General features: G+C 61.9%; 12 protein-coding genes. 9 read left to right on the forward strand and 3 right to left on the reverse strand.

Annotation, left to right across the window (positions count from 1 at the left end; translation table 11 throughout):
• The first annotated feature begins 129 nt into the window (after positions 1 to 129).
• From CEC48_RS12575 to CEC48_RS12590, 4 genes are all read left to right on the forward strand, one after another.
• On the forward strand, positions 130 to 1041 hold the full coding sequence (locus CEC48_RS12575) for an SDR family oxidoreductase (RefSeq protein ID WP_088424040.1): 912 nt from the start codon (positions 130 to 132) through the stop codon (positions 1039 to 1041).
• Positions 1042 to 1525: 484 nt separating this feature from the next.
• Positions 1526 to 3313 (forward strand): DUF1302 domain-containing protein, encoded by a 1788-nt coding sequence (locus CEC48_RS12580; RefSeq protein WP_088424041.1) that lies wholly within the window; start codon positions 1526 to 1528, stop codon positions 3311 to 3313.
• Between the two features lie 26 nt (positions 3314 to 3339).
• Positions 3340 to 4707 (forward strand): DUF1329 domain-containing protein, encoded by a 1368-nt coding sequence (locus CEC48_RS12585; protein ID WP_088424042.1) that lies wholly within the window; start codon positions 3340 to 3342, stop codon positions 4705 to 4707.
• 272 nt (positions 4708 to 4979) lie between these two features.
• On the forward strand, positions 4980 to 7469 hold the full coding sequence (locus CEC48_RS12590) for a LuxR C-terminal-related transcriptional regulator (RefSeq protein ID WP_088424043.1): 2490 nt from the start codon (positions 4980 to 4982) through the stop codon (positions 7467 to 7469).
• Positions 7470 to 7624: 155 nt separating this feature from the next.
• On the opposite strand, the gene CEC48_RS12595 is transcribed toward CEC48_RS12590, so the two are convergent.
• The gene (locus CEC48_RS12595; protein ID WP_088424044.1) at positions 7625 to 8413 is read right to left on the reverse strand and encodes an IclR family transcriptional regulator; all 789 of its coding nucleotides are present in this window, start codon (positions 8411 to 8413) and stop codon (positions 7625 to 7627) included.
• Between the two features lie 119 nt (positions 8414 to 8532).
• Between CEC48_RS12595 and hmgA the strand changes: the two genes are divergently transcribed.
• The 4 genes from hmgA to CEC48_RS12615 all read left to right on the forward strand — a co-directional run bounded on the left by hmgA (position 8533) and on the right by CEC48_RS12615 (position 13317).
• Entirely contained in the window at positions 8533 to 9837 is a 1305-nt protein-coding gene (gene hmgA, locus CEC48_RS12600) for a homogentisate 1,2-dioxygenase (protein ID WP_088424045.1), read from the forward strand.
• A 3-nt stretch (positions 9838 to 9840) separates the two neighbouring features.
• A complete protein-coding gene (gene fahA / locus CEC48_RS12605) occupies positions 9841 to 11127 on the forward strand; it encodes a fumarylacetoacetase (RefSeq protein WP_088424046.1) in 1287 nt (428 codons plus the stop codon).
• A gap of 12 nt (positions 11128 to 11139) precedes the next feature.
• Entirely contained in the window at positions 11140 to 11784 is a 645-nt protein-coding gene (maiA, locus tag CEC48_RS12610) for a maleylacetoacetate isomerase (RefSeq protein WP_088424047.1), read from the forward strand.
• 165 nt (positions 11785 to 11949) lie between these two features.
• Positions 11950 to 13317 (forward strand): aromatic acid/H+ symport family MFS transporter, encoded by a 1368-nt coding sequence (locus CEC48_RS12615; protein WP_088424048.1) that lies wholly within the window; start codon positions 11950 to 11952, stop codon positions 13315 to 13317.
• Here the strand turns inward: CEC48_RS12615 and CEC48_RS12620 are convergent.
• Both CEC48_RS12620 and CEC48_RS12625 read right to left on the reverse strand, forming a co-directional pair.
• Complete coding sequence (locus tag CEC48_RS12620) at positions 13288 to 14112, reverse strand: class I SAM-dependent methyltransferase (RefSeq protein WP_088424049.1); 825 nt, start codon at positions 14110 to 14112, stop codon at positions 13288 to 13290. The genes CEC48_RS12615 and CEC48_RS12620 overlap by 30 nt on opposite strands.
• A gap of 42 nt (positions 14113 to 14154) precedes the next feature.
• On the reverse strand, positions 14155 to 14958 hold the full coding sequence (locus CEC48_RS12625) for a SirB1 family protein (protein WP_088424050.1): 804 nt from the start codon (positions 14956 to 14958) through the stop codon (positions 14155 to 14157).
• Between the two features lie 186 nt (positions 14959 to 15144).
• On the opposite strand from CEC48_RS12625, the gene CEC48_RS12630 reads away from it, so the two are divergent.
• Positions 15145 to 16164, forward strand: coding sequence for a Glu/Leu/Phe/Val dehydrogenase dimerization domain-containing protein (locus tag CEC48_RS12630; RefSeq protein WP_010176963.1), 1020 nt, complete (start codon positions 15145 to 15147; stop codon positions 16162 to 16164).
• Positions 16165 to 16284: the final 120 nt, after the last annotated feature.

Consider the following 16284-nt stretch of genomic DNA (forward strand, 5'->3'; position numbering starts at 1 on the left):
CCACCGCACCCCAAGCCAATCATCCCCCAGCCTTATCGCGCACCATTCACCCCCACCCGTATTTATTGTGACCACAAGCCCCGTGCCTGACACTCCACCCATCCATCCCCATCGCCCCCGGAGTCCCCAATGAGTGAGCCTGTGCAGTTCCAAGACAAGGTCGTGATCGTCACCGGTGCCGGCGGCGGATTAGGCCGCGCCCACGCACTGCTGTTCGCCAAACACGGCGCCAAAGTGCTGGTCAACGACCTTGGCGGCTCCACCCAGGGCGAAGGCGCCAACGCCTCAGCTGCCGACCGCGTCGTAGCCGAAATTCGCGAGGCCGGCGGAATAGCTGAAGCCAACCACGACTCCGTCACCGACGGCCACAAAATCGTCCAGAACGCCCTCGACGCCTTCGGCCGCATCGACGTCGTGGTCAACAACGCCGGCATCCTGCGGGATAAAACCTTCCACAAAATGGAAGACAGCGACTGGGACCTGGTCTACCGCGTACACGTCGAAGGCGCCTACAAAGTCACCCGCGCCGCCTGGCCACACCTGCGCGAACAAGCTTACGGCCGGGTGATCTTCACCGCCTCCACCTCCGGCATCTACGGCAACTTCGGCCAGTCCAACTACGGCATGGCCAAGCTCGGCCTGTACGGCCTGACCCGCACCCTGGCCCTGGAAGGCCGCAAGAACAACATCCTGGTCAACGCCATCGCCCCCACCGGCGGCACACGCATGACCGAAGGCCTGATCCCGCCGCAAGTCTTCGAGCGCCTCAAGCCGGAACTGGTCAGCCCACTGGTGGTGTACCTGGGCAGCGAAGCGTGCCAGGAAACCTCCGGGCTGTTTGAGGTCGGCGGTGGCTGGATCGGCAAGACCCGCTGGGAGCGCAGCCTCGGCGTTGGGTTTGACCCCGAAGCCGGTTTCTCGCCGGATGACGTCGCCGCCCACTGGCAGAAAATCTGCGACTTTGAAGGGGCCGCTCACCCCAAGGACAATATCGAGGCCTTGAAGGAGATGATGGCCAACCTGCAGAAGTACAGCCTGTGATCGTTGCATGAAGAAGTTTTAATCAACCGGGGCGCCATGGCGCCCCGCTTTATTTCAGGCATAAAAAAAGCCGCTGCAAAGGCAGCGGCTGAAGTAAGACGTTTGATCAAGGAGCAATAAATCAACGTCAGTGAACACCGGTAACAGATTGAAAGTAATGATCAATCCATAAAATATTGCTGTTCTTCCAGGTTTTGGAAGCGGGCGGTTCGCCCTGAAAGCCAAGAAATAATAAGCTTTTGTTACAGGATGAAAAATAGCGATTCAGGACAAGGACTGTTACCAAACCGGCAACAGTGTCGGCAACGCCTCATCCATCCTCCTGATAACCCTTCATCCATCTCGTCCATGCCCCCGCCAATACCCCGGCCAGAGCGCCTGTTCATCCTTTCGAGCGACAACACGAATACCTCCTTGGTGCGCTTATCGCTCCTCATCGCGGGCAGTAGGGTGGGGCCTTCTGTCACACCACCGGGGAAGACGCATGACAAAAACAACAATGCGCGCCATCTTCAGGCCACAGGCGCTGGCCGCTGCGGTTGCTTTGGGTTGCTGTGCCCAGGCGCAGGCTGTTTCGTTCAACATCGGCGAGATCGAAGGGCAATTCGATTCCTCGCTGTCGGTAGGTGCCAGCTGGGGCATGCGCGATGCCGACAAAAAACTGGTGGGCATTCCCAACGGCGGCACCGGCCAGGCGTCCACGGGCGATGACGGTCGCCTGAACTTCAAGAAGGGCGAGACCTTCTCCAAGATCTTCAAGGGTATCCACGACCTGGAGCTTAAGTACGGCGACAGCGGCGTGTTCGTGCGCGGCAAGTATTGGTACGACTTCGAACTGCAGGACGAAGACCGCGAATTCAAGCAGATCAGCAATAACCACCGCGACGAGGGTGCGCGCTCTTCCGGCTATGAATTGCTGGATGCGTTCGTCTATCACAACTACTCGATCGGCGATTTACCGGGCAACGTGCGCGTCGGCAAGCAGGTGGTCAGTTGGGGCGAAAGTACCTTCATCGGCAACTCCATCAACAGCATCAACCCCATCGACGTTTCCGCGTTCCGCCGGCCCGGTGCCGAGATCAAGGAAGGGCTGATTCCGGTCAACATGCTGTTTGCGTCCCAGAGCCTGACCAACCAGTTGAGTGTGGAAGGTTTCTACCAGTTGAACTGGGAAAACACCGTGGTGGACAACTGCGGCACCTTCTTCGGCAACGACGTGGTGGCCCATGGCTGTAACAGCAACTACACCGTCGGCAGCCCGGCGATTGCTCCGCTGCAACCCGTGGCGGCGGCGTTTGGCCAGGGCTTCCAGGTAACGAAGGAAGGCGTTGTGGTGCAGCGTGCGCCGGATCGGGAAGCGCGCGATGGTGGCCAGTTCGGTGCCGCCTTGCGCTGGCTGGGCGATGACACCGAGTACGGGTTGTACTTCATGAATTACCACAGCCGCACGCCTACTGTGGGCACCATCACTGCAAACACCAACCTGGCGACGCTCGGCAGAATCATCAACACCGGTAACGCGATTGCACCTGGCAATGGTGTTGGCCTGGCCACCAGCGCGCTGCTCGGCAACGGCCAGTACTACCTCGACTACCCGGAAAATATCCGCCTGTTCGGCGCCAGCTTCTCCACCACCTTGCCCACCGGCACCGCGTGGACTGGCGAGATCAGCTACCGCCCGAACGCCCCGGTACAACTCAACACCACGGACCTGACCCTGGCGATGGTCACTCCGCTGTCGGCTTCGGCCTCACCGATCAAAAGCACCTTCGGCGCCGACAACTCGGGTTACCGGCGCAAGGAAATCACCCAGATCCAAAGCACCATGACCCAATTCTTCGACCAAGTGCTGGGCGCTGAACGCCTGACCCTGGTGGGCGAAGCGGCCTTCGTTCACGTCGGCGGCCTTGAGGCCAAATCCAAGCTGCGTTATGGCCGTGATTCGGTCTACGGCCAGTACGGCTTTGGCGGCGATACCGACGGTTTTGTCACGGCCAACTCCTGGGGTTATCGCGCCCGGGCCATCCTCGATTACAACAACGTGTTCGCCGGGGTCAACCTTAAACCCAATGTGTCGTGGTCCCAGGACGTCAGCGGCTATGGCCCCAACGGCCTGTTCAACGAAGGGGCCAAGGCGATCAGCGTTGGCGTGGATGCGGACTACCGCAACACCTACACCGCGAGCCTGAGCTACACCGACTTTTTTGGCGGGGACTACAACACCCTCACCGACCGCGACTTCATCGCCTTAAGCTTCGGCGTGAACTTCTGATTTGGCTTAAAGAAGGACAAGAGACTATGCGCAAGATGATTCTGCAATGCGGCGTGTTGGCGCTGAGCCTGTTGGCTGCCAACGTGATGGCCGCGGTGTCGCCGGAAGAAGCGGCCAAGCTGGGCACCACCCTGACCCCGGTGGGCGCCGAAAAAGCCGGTAATGCCGACGGCTCGATCCCGCCATGGACCGGTGGCATCCCGAAAAACGCCGGTGCGGTGGACAGCAAAGGCTTCCTCGCCGACCCGTTCGCCAATGAAAAACCACTGTTCGTGATCACCGCCGCCACGGTCGACAAGTACAAGGACAAACTGTCCGAAGGCCAGGTGGCGATGTTCAAGCGCTACCCGCAAACCTACAAGATCCCGGTCTACCCGACCCACCGCACGGTCAACCTGCCGCCGGAGATCTACGACTCGATCAAGCGCAGCGCGCTGAACGTGCATGCGATCAACGACGGCAACGGCCTGGAGAACTTCACCGGCAACCGCTACTACGCGTTCCCGATTCCGAAGACCGGCGTGGAGGTGCTGTGGAACCACATCACCCGTTACCACGGCGGCAACCTGCGCCGCATCATCACCCAGGCCACGCCGCAGACCAACGGCAGCTACACCTCGATCCGCTTCGAAGAAGAAGTGGCCGTGCCGCAACTGATGCCCGACCTGGACCCGGCCAAAGGCGCCAATGTGTTGAGTTTCTTCAAGCAGTCGGTAACCGCCCCGGCGCGCCTGGCGGGTAACGTGCTGCTGGTGTACGAAACCCTCGACCAAGTGAAGGAGCCGCGTCTGGCCTGGATCTACAACGCCGGCCAGCGCCGTGTGCGCCGTGCGCCGCAAGTCTCTTATGACGGCCCGGGTACTGCCGCCGATGGCTTGCGCACCACCGACAACTTCGACATGTTCTCCGGCGCACCCGACCGCTACGACTGGAAGCTGGTGGGCAAGAAGGAAATGTACATTCCGTACAATAGCTACAAGCTCGACTCGCCGACCCTCAAGTACGACGACATCATCAAGGCTGGCCACATCAACCAGGACCTGACCCGCTATGAGCTGCACCGGGTCTGGGAAGTGATTGGTACCGTCAAGCCGAGCGAACGGCACATCTACGCCAAGCGCCACATGTACATCGACGAAGACAGCTGGCAAGTCGCGCTGGTGGACCACTACGACGGCCGTGGCCAACTGTGGCGTGTCGCTGAAGGTCATGCGCAGTTCTACTATGACCACCAGGTGCCGGCCTACACCGTCGAGACCCTGTACGACATCATCGCCGGGCGCTACATCGCCTTGGGGATGAAGAACGAAGAGAAGAGCAGCTTCGTGTTCGGCTTTGCGGCCAAGGCGGCGGACTACACACCGGCGGCATTGCGCTCTGAGGGCGTGCGCTAAAACCGGATTGAAATACAGTCAACCTGTGGGAGCGGGCTTGCTCGCGAAGGCGGTGTATCAGTCATACATGTGCTGGCTGACCCGCCGCCTTCGCGAGCAAGCCCGCTCCCACATTTACTGTGTTCCACCTTTAGGACTGATGCCGGGTTGCCTTTTGGCTCCCGGCTTTTTTATGTCCGGCAATCAGCCTGCTGAATACTCCTCAACAACCGTCAACCATAGGACTAGGGTAGGGCGCACGCCGCCTAATAATAAAAAACAGGGACGCAGTAATGACCGCCATGACCCGTTGTCTGGATCGTCCTGGATTCATGCCACGTTTGTCGCCCCACCACCTGTTGCGCCCGCGACTGGCCGGGCCGTTGCTCAACGCCTCGGCGCGGGTGAAGTTGCTCTGCGCCCCGGCCGGCAGCGGCAAGAGCGCGCTGCTCGCCGAGTGCGCGTTGCAGGCGCCTTCGGATTGCCTGGTGTATTGGCTGCCGCTGAACGGCGCCGCCCTGGATTTGTGTCAGCGCCTGGCCCAAAGCCTCGGCCTGGATTTTGTCGACGAACCCACGCTGCTGCTGGCCCTCAACCGCTGGCAAGCGCCTGCCTGGCTGTTTCTCGATGATTTTTGCCGGGTGCCGGCACCTGAACTGGATGCATTGCTCGATCGCATTCTGGCGGCCAGCAGTCCCGTTTTATCCTGGTGGATTGGCGCGCGGCGGCGGCCGGCCTGTAACTGGCCACGGTTGTTGCTCGACGATGAATTGTGGGAGTGCAGTGCTGCCGAGTTGGCGTTTGATCACACCGAGGTCCAGCACTTGGCCGGACCCTGCGCCGACAAGGTGCTGAAGTTCAGCGCCGGCTGGTGCGCCGGCGTGCGCATCGCATTGCTTGAAGGCGACGGGCACCCCGACAAAACCCTGCTCGACTACCTGCAACACGAACTGTTCAGCGGCCTGGCCCCGGAGCTGGCCGAAGCCTGGCGCGTGCTTGCGCACCTGCCACGCTTCAATCCGAGCTTGTGCGATCACCTGTTCGGCTTTGGCGACGGTGCCGACTACCTGCGTGACTTGCAGACGTTGGGGGCCTTCATCGAGCCCTGGGAAGACGCCACCGACTGGCTGCAAATCTTCCCGCCGCTGGCGCAGCTGTTGCTCGACGAGCCCTGGCCGGCCAAGCGCTCCTGGCACCGGCGCGCCTGCCAATGGTTTACCGCCGCTGAAGACTGGCAAGCGGCGTTTGAACAGGCGCTGCTGGCCGAAGAGTACGAAGTGGCCGTGAGCCTGTTGCAGCATTTCAGTTTTGAAGACCTGTTCCGCCAGCAAAACGCAGTGCTGTTGTTGCGCCTGCATGAACAGCATGGCGATGAGTTGATGCTGGGTTCGGCGCAACTGGTGGGGCTGGTGACGGCGGCGTTGCTGTTTGCCGGGCGTTTCGATCAGGCGGCGTTGTGCATCGATCAACTGGCGCGTTTCACCCCGCAACCGACCGCGCATTTGCAGCGCTATCTGCTGGCCCGCTGGCAGGCGCAATGGGGTTGGCTGCTGCATCTTGGGGGCGAGGCCGCACGTGCCCAGGAACATTTTCTTGAGGCCCTGCAAGACTTGCCGGAAAGCGCCTGGACGTCGCGCTTGATGTGCCTGTCAGGGCTGACCCAGCAGGCCTTGCTGCGTGGAGAACTGGATGTGGCCCAGTCGCTTAACCGCGAGGCGTTGTGCCTGGCGCGTTCCCATGGCTCATTGCTGCTGGAGGCGTTGCTGGAACTGGATCATGCGCAGTTGCTGGAACAGCGCGGTGCGCCGTATCGGGCCCAGAGCCTGCTGGAAAATGTGCAGCAGATGCTGGTTCAGCAACGACTAAAGGCCGGGCCGTTGGTAGGGCGGATTTCGTTGCGACGTGGGCATCTGGCCCTGCGCCAAGGTCACGATGCCGTCGCCGCCGAATGCTTCGAATCCGGCCTGGGCATGTGCCTGCACAGCCAGGACAAACGCGTGCTCTACGGCTACCTCGGCCTGGCACTGCTGGCCGCCAACAAGGGCGATTACGCCCAGGCATTTATCCAATTGCGAGACGCCGAGCGCCTGATGCAGCAACGCCAGGTGCCTGACACCGTGTATCGCGCCGTGTTGTTGTTGCTCAGTGGGCATTTCTGGTTGCAGCAGGGTCGCGCCGAACTGACCCTCGAAGCGGTGACCCGCGTACTGCGTCACTACCGTGGGCCCAAGGCCAAACAGGCGCCGCCGGCCACTCTGGAGCTGATCCCGCGCCTTGAGTATTTGCAGGTGTTGGCCGAAGTGAAACTGCGTCGCGCCGAAGAGCCCATTGCCCGCCTGAATGCCTTGCTGGAGACCACCCGGCAGCGGGGCATGCTGTGCCTGGAAGCGGAATTGCAGTTGGTGTTGGGGGAAGTGGCCTGGCAAATCGGCGATCGACCGTTGGCCGTGCGTTCACTGGAAGCCGGGTTGGAACTGGCGGGGCGTTGTCAGGTGCAACAGGCGATTCGCGAGTTGCGCCTCAGGCAACCGGGGCTGTTGAGTGCGTTGGGGTTGGAGCCGCAGGAGTGCCTGGCGGCGGCGGGGGAGAATCCTCTGAGCCAGCGCGAGCTTGAGGTGCTGCAACTGATTGCCCAGGGCAATTCCAATCTGGAAATCGCCGGCCAATTGTTTATTTCTCTGCACACAGTGAAGACCCATGCGCGGCGCATTCATAGCAAGTTGGGAGTGGAGCGGCGCACCCAGGCAGTGGCCAAGGCGAAAACCCTGGGATTGATGGCCTGAAGCCAAGCGCTATTTCTCAAACAATGAAGAGCAAATGTGGGAGCGGGCTTGCTCGCGAATGCGGCGTATCAGTCACTGATGCGTTAACTGACAGACCGCCTTCGCGAGCAAGCCCGCTCCCACATTTTGCGCTGTTGTGTGCCTGGTACTTAGCGTTACGGCTGATAGCCCATACGCCAACTCACCGCCTGGGTAGCGGCCAACAAACGTTTCGCCGCCGGGCCGTCCTCATCGGCATGGAACAGCGACGTCGGCCCCACGACGGTCAACACCGCCGCCACTTGCCCGACTGCGTTAAACACCGGCGCCGACAACGCGTCCACGCCCGGCATCAGCAAACCGTGCACAAAGTGCAGGCCGCGCTGGCGGATTTGCTCGCAGGTGGTGGCGTAGGCCTGGTCATTCGCCAACGCATGGGCGATGCCCGCCTGAATCTCCCGCTCACGCAAATCCACGGTTTCCCGCGCCGGCAGAAACGCGCTGAACACCAGCCCGGTGGACGAACTGAGCAGCGGCAACACCGAGCCCAATTGGGTGACCACCGTCACCGCGCGCACCGCCGGCTCGATATGCACCACGGTCGCGCCCTGGTTGCCCCATACGGCCAGGAAGCAGGTTTCATTCAACTCGTCCCGCAGTTCTGCCAGGGGCAGGGCGGCGACTTTCAGCACGTCCATGCTGCCCAGCGCGGCGAGGCCCACACGCAAGGCTTCGCGGCCCAGGCCGTAATGGTTGGTGGCGGTGTTCTGCTCGGCAAAACCTGAGGCAATCAGCGCCTGCAAATAGCGGTGGACCTTGCTCGCCGGCATTTGCACGTGTTCGGCCAGGCGCGACAGCGAGGTGGCCGGCGACAGTTCAGCCAGGGCCTTGAGGATGTCGGTGCCCACTTCAGCCGAGCGGACTTTCTGTTTACCGGTGTCGCGGGGAGCGGGCGGCTTTTCCATGGAGGGCATGAATCCGAAAGACGAATGGGCGTCTTTATAGCTTGACGGTCAACAGGTATCAAATTACGTTATGCGTAACTGGATTACGATAAAAACAACTTCCGCTCAGAGGACGATCCATGACCCTCGAATCAACTAGTTCAGAGCCGGTCTACCAGTCGGGCTTCGGCAATGAATTTGCCAGTGAAGCGCTTCCCGGCGCATTGCCCGTCGGCCAGAACGCCCCGCAAAAAGCGCCCTACGGGTTGTACACCGAACTCTTCTCCGGCACCGCGTTCACCATGGCCCGCAGCGAAGCCCGACGCACCTGGCTGTACCGCATCCAGCCGTCGGCCAATCACCCGGCGTTCGCCAAGCTGGAACGGCAGTTGGCCGGTGGCCCGCTCGGTGCCGTGACGCCCAATCGCCTGCGCTGGAACCCGCTGGATATTCCCGCTGAGCCGACAGATTTCATTGACGGGCTTGTAGGCGTGGTCGCCAACTCCGGGTCGGAAAAACCCTCAGGCATCAGCATCTACAACTACCGCGCCAACCGCTCCATGGACCGCGTGTTCTTCAACGCTGACGGCGAACTGTTGATCGTTCCCGAGCAAGGTCGCTTGCGTATCGCCACCGAGCTGGGTGTGCTGGAAGTCGGGCCGCTGGAGATCGTCGTATTGCCTCGCGGCCTGAAATTCCGAGTCGAGTTATTGGATGCCCAAGCGCGTGGCTACGTCGCCGAAAACCACGGCGCGCCACTGCGCCTGCCGGACCTCGGGCCGATCGGCAGCAACGGCCTGGCCAACCCACGGGATTTCCTCACGCCCGTCGCTCATTACGAAGACCTCAAGCAACCGACCACGCTCGTTCAGAAATTCCTCGGCGAACTGTGGGGCTGCGAGCTGGACCATTCGCCGCTGAACGTGGTGGCGTGGCACGGTAACAACGTGCCGTACAAATATGACCTGCGCCGTTTCAACACCATCGGCACCGTGAGTTTCGATCACCCGGACCCGTCGATCTTCACCGTATTGACCTCGCCCACCAGCGTGCACGGCCTGGCCAACCTTGATTTCGTGATTTTCCCGCCCCGCTGGATGGTCGCCGAAAACACCTTCCGGCCACCGTGGTTTCACCGCAACTTGATGAACGAATACATGGGCCTGATCCAGGGCGCCTACGACGCCAAGGCCGAAGGCTTCCTGCCCGGCGGCGCGTCGCTGCACAGTTGCATGAGCGCCCATGGCCCGGATGGCGAGACCTGCACCAAGGCCATTAATGTGGAACTGGCTCCCCACAAGATTGATAACACCATGGCGTTCATGTTTGAGACCAGCCAGGTGCTGCGTCCTACACAGTTCGCGCTGGAATGCTCGCAGCTGCAACCTTCTTACGACGCTTGCTGGGCCTCGCTGCCCGCAACCTTCAACCCGAATCGGAGATAACCCATGACTCAGCCTAAACTCACCCGCAGTTGGGTGCCTTGCGCCAACGGTCACCGGGACTTCCCGCTGCAAAACCTGCCGTTGGGTGTGTTCAGCCTCAACGGTTCTGCGCCGCGCAGTGGCGTGGCGATTGGCGATCAGATTTTCGATCTGCAGGCCGCTTTGGAATGCTTTGAAGGCGAAGCCCGCCGTGCCGTTGAAGCCACCGCTGGCGGCCAACTGAACGCGTTTTTCGAACTCGGCCGCGGCCCGCGCGTGGCCCTGCGTGAGCGCCTGCTGGAACTGCTGGCGGAAGGCAGCAACCTGCAAGGCAAACTGCAAGCCGCGCTACACCCGGCTGCTGATTGCCAGATGCACCTGCCGGCCAAAATCAACGATTACACCGACTTCTACGTCGGCATCGAACACGCGCAAAACGTCGGCAAACTGTTCCGCCCGGACAACCCGCTGCTGCCCAACTACAAGTACGTGCCGATCGGTTACCACGGCCGCGCGTCGACGATTCGTCCGTCGGGCACCGAGGTCCGTCGCCCTAAAGGCCAGACCTTGCCAGCCGGTCAAACCGAGCCGACCTTCGGCCCGTGTGCACGTCTGGATTACGAGCTGGAACTGGGCATCTGGATCGGCCAGGGCAATGCCATGGGCGACTCGATTGCCATCGGCGACGCCGCCGATCACATCGCCGGTTTCTGCCTGCTTAACGACTGGTCGGCGCGGGACATCCAGGCCTGGGAATACCAGCCGCTGGGGCCTTTCCTGTCGAAAAGTTTTATCACCAGCATTTCGCCATGGGTGGTGACGGCTGAAGCCCTGGAGCCGTTCCGCAAGGCACAACCGGCGCGTCCTGAAGGCGATCCGCAACCACTGCCGTACCTGCTGGACAAGCGCGACCAAGCCGCCGGTGGGTTTGATATCGAACTCGAAGTGCTGCTGACCACCGCCTCGATGCGTGAACAGAACCTGCCGGCCCATCGCCTGACCCTCAGCAACACCCAGCACATGTACTGGACCGTGGCGCAAATGGTTGCGCACCACAGCGTCAACGGCTGCCAGTTGCAGGCCGGTGACCTGTTTGGTTCGGGCACCTTGTCGGGGCCACAGGCCGGCCAGTTCGGTAGCCTGCTGGAAATCACCGAGGGCGGTAAAAAGCCGATCGAATTGGCCTCTGGCGAAGTGCGTAAATTCCTCGAAGACGGCGACGAAATCATCCTGCGTGCCCGCTGCACCCGCGACGGGTTTACCTCCATCGGCTTCGGCGAATGCCGGGGTACCGTGGTCGCGGCGCGCTGAGAGGGCAGGGCCATGGAACTCTATACCTACTACCGCTCCACTTCGTCCTACCGGGTGCGGATTGCGCTGGCGCTCAAGGGCCTGGATTTCAGCGCGGTGCCGGTCAACCTGTTGGTGCCCAAGGGTGGCGCCAATCACCAGCCGGAATACCTGGCGATCAACCCGCAAGGTCGGGTGCCGGCCTTGCGCACCGATGACGGCGATGTGTTGATTCAGTCGCCAGCAATCATCGAGTACCTGGAGGAACGTTATCCACAGGTGCCGTTGCTTTCCAGGGATCTGGCGACCCGCGCCCATGAGCGTGCGGTGGCGTCGATCATCGGTTGCGACATCCATCCGCTGCATAACTCCAGCACCCAGAATTTGCTCAAGCAGTGGGGGCACGATGAGGCGCAGGTGCTGGAGTGGATCGGGCATTGGATCAGCCAGGGCTTGGCGGCGGTGGAGCAGTTGATCGGTGATCAGGGTTATTGCTTTGGCGAGCAGCCGGGCATGGCGGATACGTTCTTGATTCCACAGGTGTATGCAGCCGAGCGGTTCAAGGTGTCGCTGGCGGCGTACCCGCGTATTCAGCGGGTGGCGGCATTGGCGGCGCAGCATCCGGCGTTCATGGCGGCTCACCCCGCCAACCAACCGGATACCCCTGACACGCCATAACTCGCCAGGCTTACACCGGCCAAATGTGGGAGCGGGCTTGCTCGCGAAGGCGGTGGGTCAGTTGCCAGATGTATTGACTGATCCACCGCCTTCGCGAGCAAGCCCGCTCCCACATGTGATCTTCAGCGTGTCCAAAATATATAAAAACAATACAGGTCCCTTGCGATGCACAATCAGATTGCCAGCTTTCGTGCGGCACTCGACGCCCGTCCGGTGTCGCGCTATCAGTGGTTGATTCTCCTGTTGCTGGCACTGTTGCTGGTCACCGACGGCTACGACGCCCAAGTCCTGGGCTATGTGGTACCGGCGCTGGCCAAGGACTGGGGCCTGGAAAAGGCCGCGTTCGGCCCGGTGTTCAGCGCCAACCTGCTGGGGCTGACCCTCGGTTCCCTGGCCGTCACGCCGCTGGCGGATCGCTTCGGTGTGCGGCGCATCCTGCTGTGCTGCGTGCTGATCTACGCCAGCCTCACGGTGTTGATGGTGTTCGCCAATTCCCTGAATACCTTGATGGCCGCCCGGTTTATCTGCGGCATCGGCATGGGCGGCGCGATGCCCAGTGCCATGGCCTTGATGTCGGAATATTCGCCGCCACGCTTGCGAACGTTGATGGTGACGCTGGCGGCGTGTGGCTTCTCTTTCGGCGGTGCGGCGGGTGGTTTCGTGGCTGCCGGGTTTATCGACAGCTTTGGCTGGCAGGCGGTGTTCCTCGCTGGCGGCGTGACGCCGCTGCTGCTGTTCCCGTTTCTCGCCTGGAAGTTGCCTGAATCGTTGCCGCGCCTGCTGCGTGATGCGCCGCCGTACGTGCGCCTGCAAAAAGTTACCGCACGGATGCTGCCCGGCTGGCAGCCACCGGCGGCGAGCGCGGAAGAAAACCGCCAGGAGCAAGGTAGCAAACTGACGGTGGTGGAGCTGTTTCGCCATGGTTATGCGCGCCCGACCTTGCTGCTGTGGGCGACGTTTTTCGTCAGCCTGATCCTGCTGTATTTCATGATCAGCTGGTTGCCTTCGCTATTGCTGGAAAGCGGCCTGGGCCTGAACGAAGCTAATCTGGTGACGTCGATGTTCCTGTTTGCCGGGACCTTGGGCGCCATCGGCATGGCGTGGTTTGCTGATCGGCTAAAAAGCAAGGTGCGGCTGTTGTCCGGCGTGCTGGCGGCGGCTGCGGTATGCACCATTCTGCTGGGGCTGAACCACGACAATCCGCGCTATCTGGTGGCCTGCGTATTTGCGGCGGGCTTCTGCATCATCGGCGGTCAGCTGACGCTCAATGCATTCGCCAGTAACTTCTACCCGGCTCACGTGCGCGCTACCGGTACCGGCTGGGCGCTTGGCGTTGGGCGGTTCGGTTCGATCCTGGGGCCGCTGTTCGGCAGCATGTTGCTGGCAATGCACATCCCGGTGCAGCAGATTTTCTTCTTCTGCGCGATTCCGGCGGTGATGGCGGCGCTGTTGATTATTCAGGTGCGCTCGCCCAAGGGCGCGGTGTCACAAGGCGCTGATGCGTTATCGGCGCCTGGCGCTGATCACGCGTAACCCCCACCCGGTGGACACGCTGCCATCGCTCTGCTGAAGGTGGGCGATGGACGCCAGGAAACGCTCTTTCAGGCGGGCCTTGGCGGGCACTGTCAGCCGGTCGATATCGTAGGTTTCTTTCAATGACGTCCACAGCGCCTCTGGTTGAGGCTGCCAGTGGACGTCGATATCTTCGAAGCTGAGGTCGCTGAAGTGATCGTCCAGCAAGGTCCGCCAGCCGTCTTCATTGCGCGTGCGCGGGTCGCCCATCTGCAGGTTGGGTAACCGGTCTTCCTTGGCGATTGGGCGAAAGGCTTCTAGAAACGCGTCACCGACGGGGCCCAGTAGAAAGCTCCTGCCGATCAGCACCGCCAATGTGCCGCCACTGCGCAAGACGCGCTGCACCTCTTGCAGCACCTGTTCGAGATCATCCATCAGCATGATCGCCATGTGCGACAGCAGAACGTCGACGCTGGCTGTGGCCACACTCAATGCCTGGGCGCGCTCCTTGAGCAGGGTGACGTTAACGGGAAGGCGCAAGCGGGCGGCATCCAGTTCCGCCTGGCTCATGTCGACACCGGTCAATTGCAGGCCGGGTTGCTGGCGGTCGGCCAGCAGCTTGAGCAGATAACCGTCGCCGCAGGCCAGGTCGAGCACGCTCAACGGGCTTTGTGCGGTGGGCACGTGTGCAGTCAGGGCGGCATAGGAAGAGCTGTATTTCACGGCCGCCAGTTCGGCGAACGCAGCGCTGGTGGTGCCGGGCTGGCGCTGGTGAAAATCTTCGAGGTAGCGTTCGGCGGGGGAGCGCAGGGGCATGACAACCTCATCCATGGGGCGGTACAGCTTACGCCAAGCGGGTCAATGCACCACAGAGTTGGGCGGCAAATGCCCCAGCCGCTCGGTCAGGCGCAGGCGCTGGATCGGGTCTTCGCTGAGCATCAACGCATGCTCCAGATCAAAACGCTCGGCATTCGGGCAATCCAGGCGCTGATACAAACTGGCCCGGGCCAGGTAATCGGCGGCGCTGGCATTGCCCAGCTCCAGTACCCGCTCGGCATCCACCAGGGCGGCCAGATGCTCGTCGTTGGACAGGTGCAACTGGCGCAGATTACGTGACAGCCGCTGCAGGATCGAACGCGGCTCGGCGGTGTGCAGGTGGTCGGCCTGCAATTTGAGGTTGGGCCCGTACTGGCGAGTCAGCAGCTCGCGGCAGTCGTTGGGGTACAGCCGGCGGCCACCGCACGGGTCCAGCAGATGATCGGCGCCCGGCACGCGCAACAGGAAGTGTCCCGGAAAGTTGACGCCGACCAACGGAATGTCCAGGCGCCGCGCCAGCTCCAGAGCGATCAGCCCCAACGCCAGCGGCTGCCCGCGCTTGCGCTTCAACACCTTGTCCAGCAGGGCGGCGGCGGGGCGCAGCGGGGTGTTGTCATCCTGGGCAAACCCCAGGTCGTTCATGCGCCGCAGCAGCGGTTGCCCCAGTTCATCGGGCGGCAGCATCGGCATGCTGAGGCTGACCAACTGCTGCAACACCTTGAAGTCCTGCAGGATGGCCAAGGGGTCGACTGCCGGGTCGTGTTCGGCCGCCATCCACAGCGCGGCTTCAAACAGTGCGGGCGGTGACCGTTCCAGGCAGGCAAAAAAGGCTTTGCGGGGCTTCATTGGGTTCTCCGGCGGATGTCTCGTTTTAGCCTTGCTGCGAACTTTCGTCCAGTGCCTTAAGACGCCTCTTACCTGTTTATGTCGCAAACCCTTTAAAACCGGTGGGCTTATTCCCGCGTGCTTGGGCAGGTTTGCGCGGGTGGTCCTATACTTGGCGCCTACCAGAAGTGATTCGGGAGCTCGACGATGTTTGCGCTCATGCACAGCACCCGCCTTGAATCGCTGCACCTGAGCGTTGACCCGGCCACCGGGTTGAAGGCGGTCATTGCCATCCATAACAGCCGCCTGGGCCCCGCCCTTGGAGGCTGCCGCTACCTCTCTTACCCCGACGATGAAAGTGCCGTGGCGGATGCCGCGCGCCTGGCCCAAGGCATGAGCTACAAGGCCGCCCTGGCGGGTTTGCCGGTGGGTGGTGGCAACGCGGTGATCATCCGCCCCGCCCATGTGGAAAGCCGCGCTGCGCTGTTTGAAGCCTTTGGCCGCTGCATCGAGCAGCTTGATGGCCGCTACATCACCGCCATCGACAGCGGCACCTCGGTGGCCGACATGGATTGCATCGCCCAGCAGACCCGCTATGTCACCAGCACCACGGCGGCCGGTGATCCGTCGCCGCACGCGGCCATGGGCGTATTTGCCGGCATCCGCACCACCGCCATGGCCCGCCTGGGCAGCGATAATCTTGAAGGTTTACGGGTGGCGATCCAGGGCCTGGGCAACGTCGGTTATGCGCTGGCCGAGCAACTGCACGCCGCCGGGGCTGAATTGCTGGTGAGCGATATCGACCATGGCAAGGTGCAACTGGCCATGGAACAGCTGGGCGCGCACCCGATTGCCAACGAAGCCTTGCTCAGTACCCCGTGCGACATCCTCGCGCCCTGCGGCGTGGGCGCGGTGTTCAACCGCTACACGGTGGCGCAGTTGCGTTGCGCGGCAGTGGCCGGCTCTGCCAGTGCGCAACTGACCAACCTGCAAGTGGCCGATCAGTTGGAAGGGCGTGGGATTCTTTACGCGCCGGACTACGTGATCAACTCCGGCGGGCTGATCTACGTCGCCCTCAAGCACGGCGGCGCAGAGCTGGAAACCATCACCGCGCACCTGTCGAACATCGGCACCCGCCTGACTGAAATCTTCGCCCACGCCCAGGCTGAAAAACGCTCACCCGCGCGGGTGGCGGATGAGCTGGCGGAGCGGTTGCTGTACCGCTGAAGATAATCGCCCCTTAACCGTCGACGTGTAACTGTCATGCGCCCTGCGTGGGAAATAGATGGTTACATCCGCGCGGCCGTGCACTTTACTATTGTGGTTGAACGCTTGGTTTCTCACATC

Origin of the sequence: Pseudomonas sp. K2I15, from assembly GCF_002204795.1 — a bacterium.
Lineage (GTDB): Bacteria > Pseudomonadota > Gammaproteobacteria > Pseudomonadales > Pseudomonadaceae > Aquipseudomonas.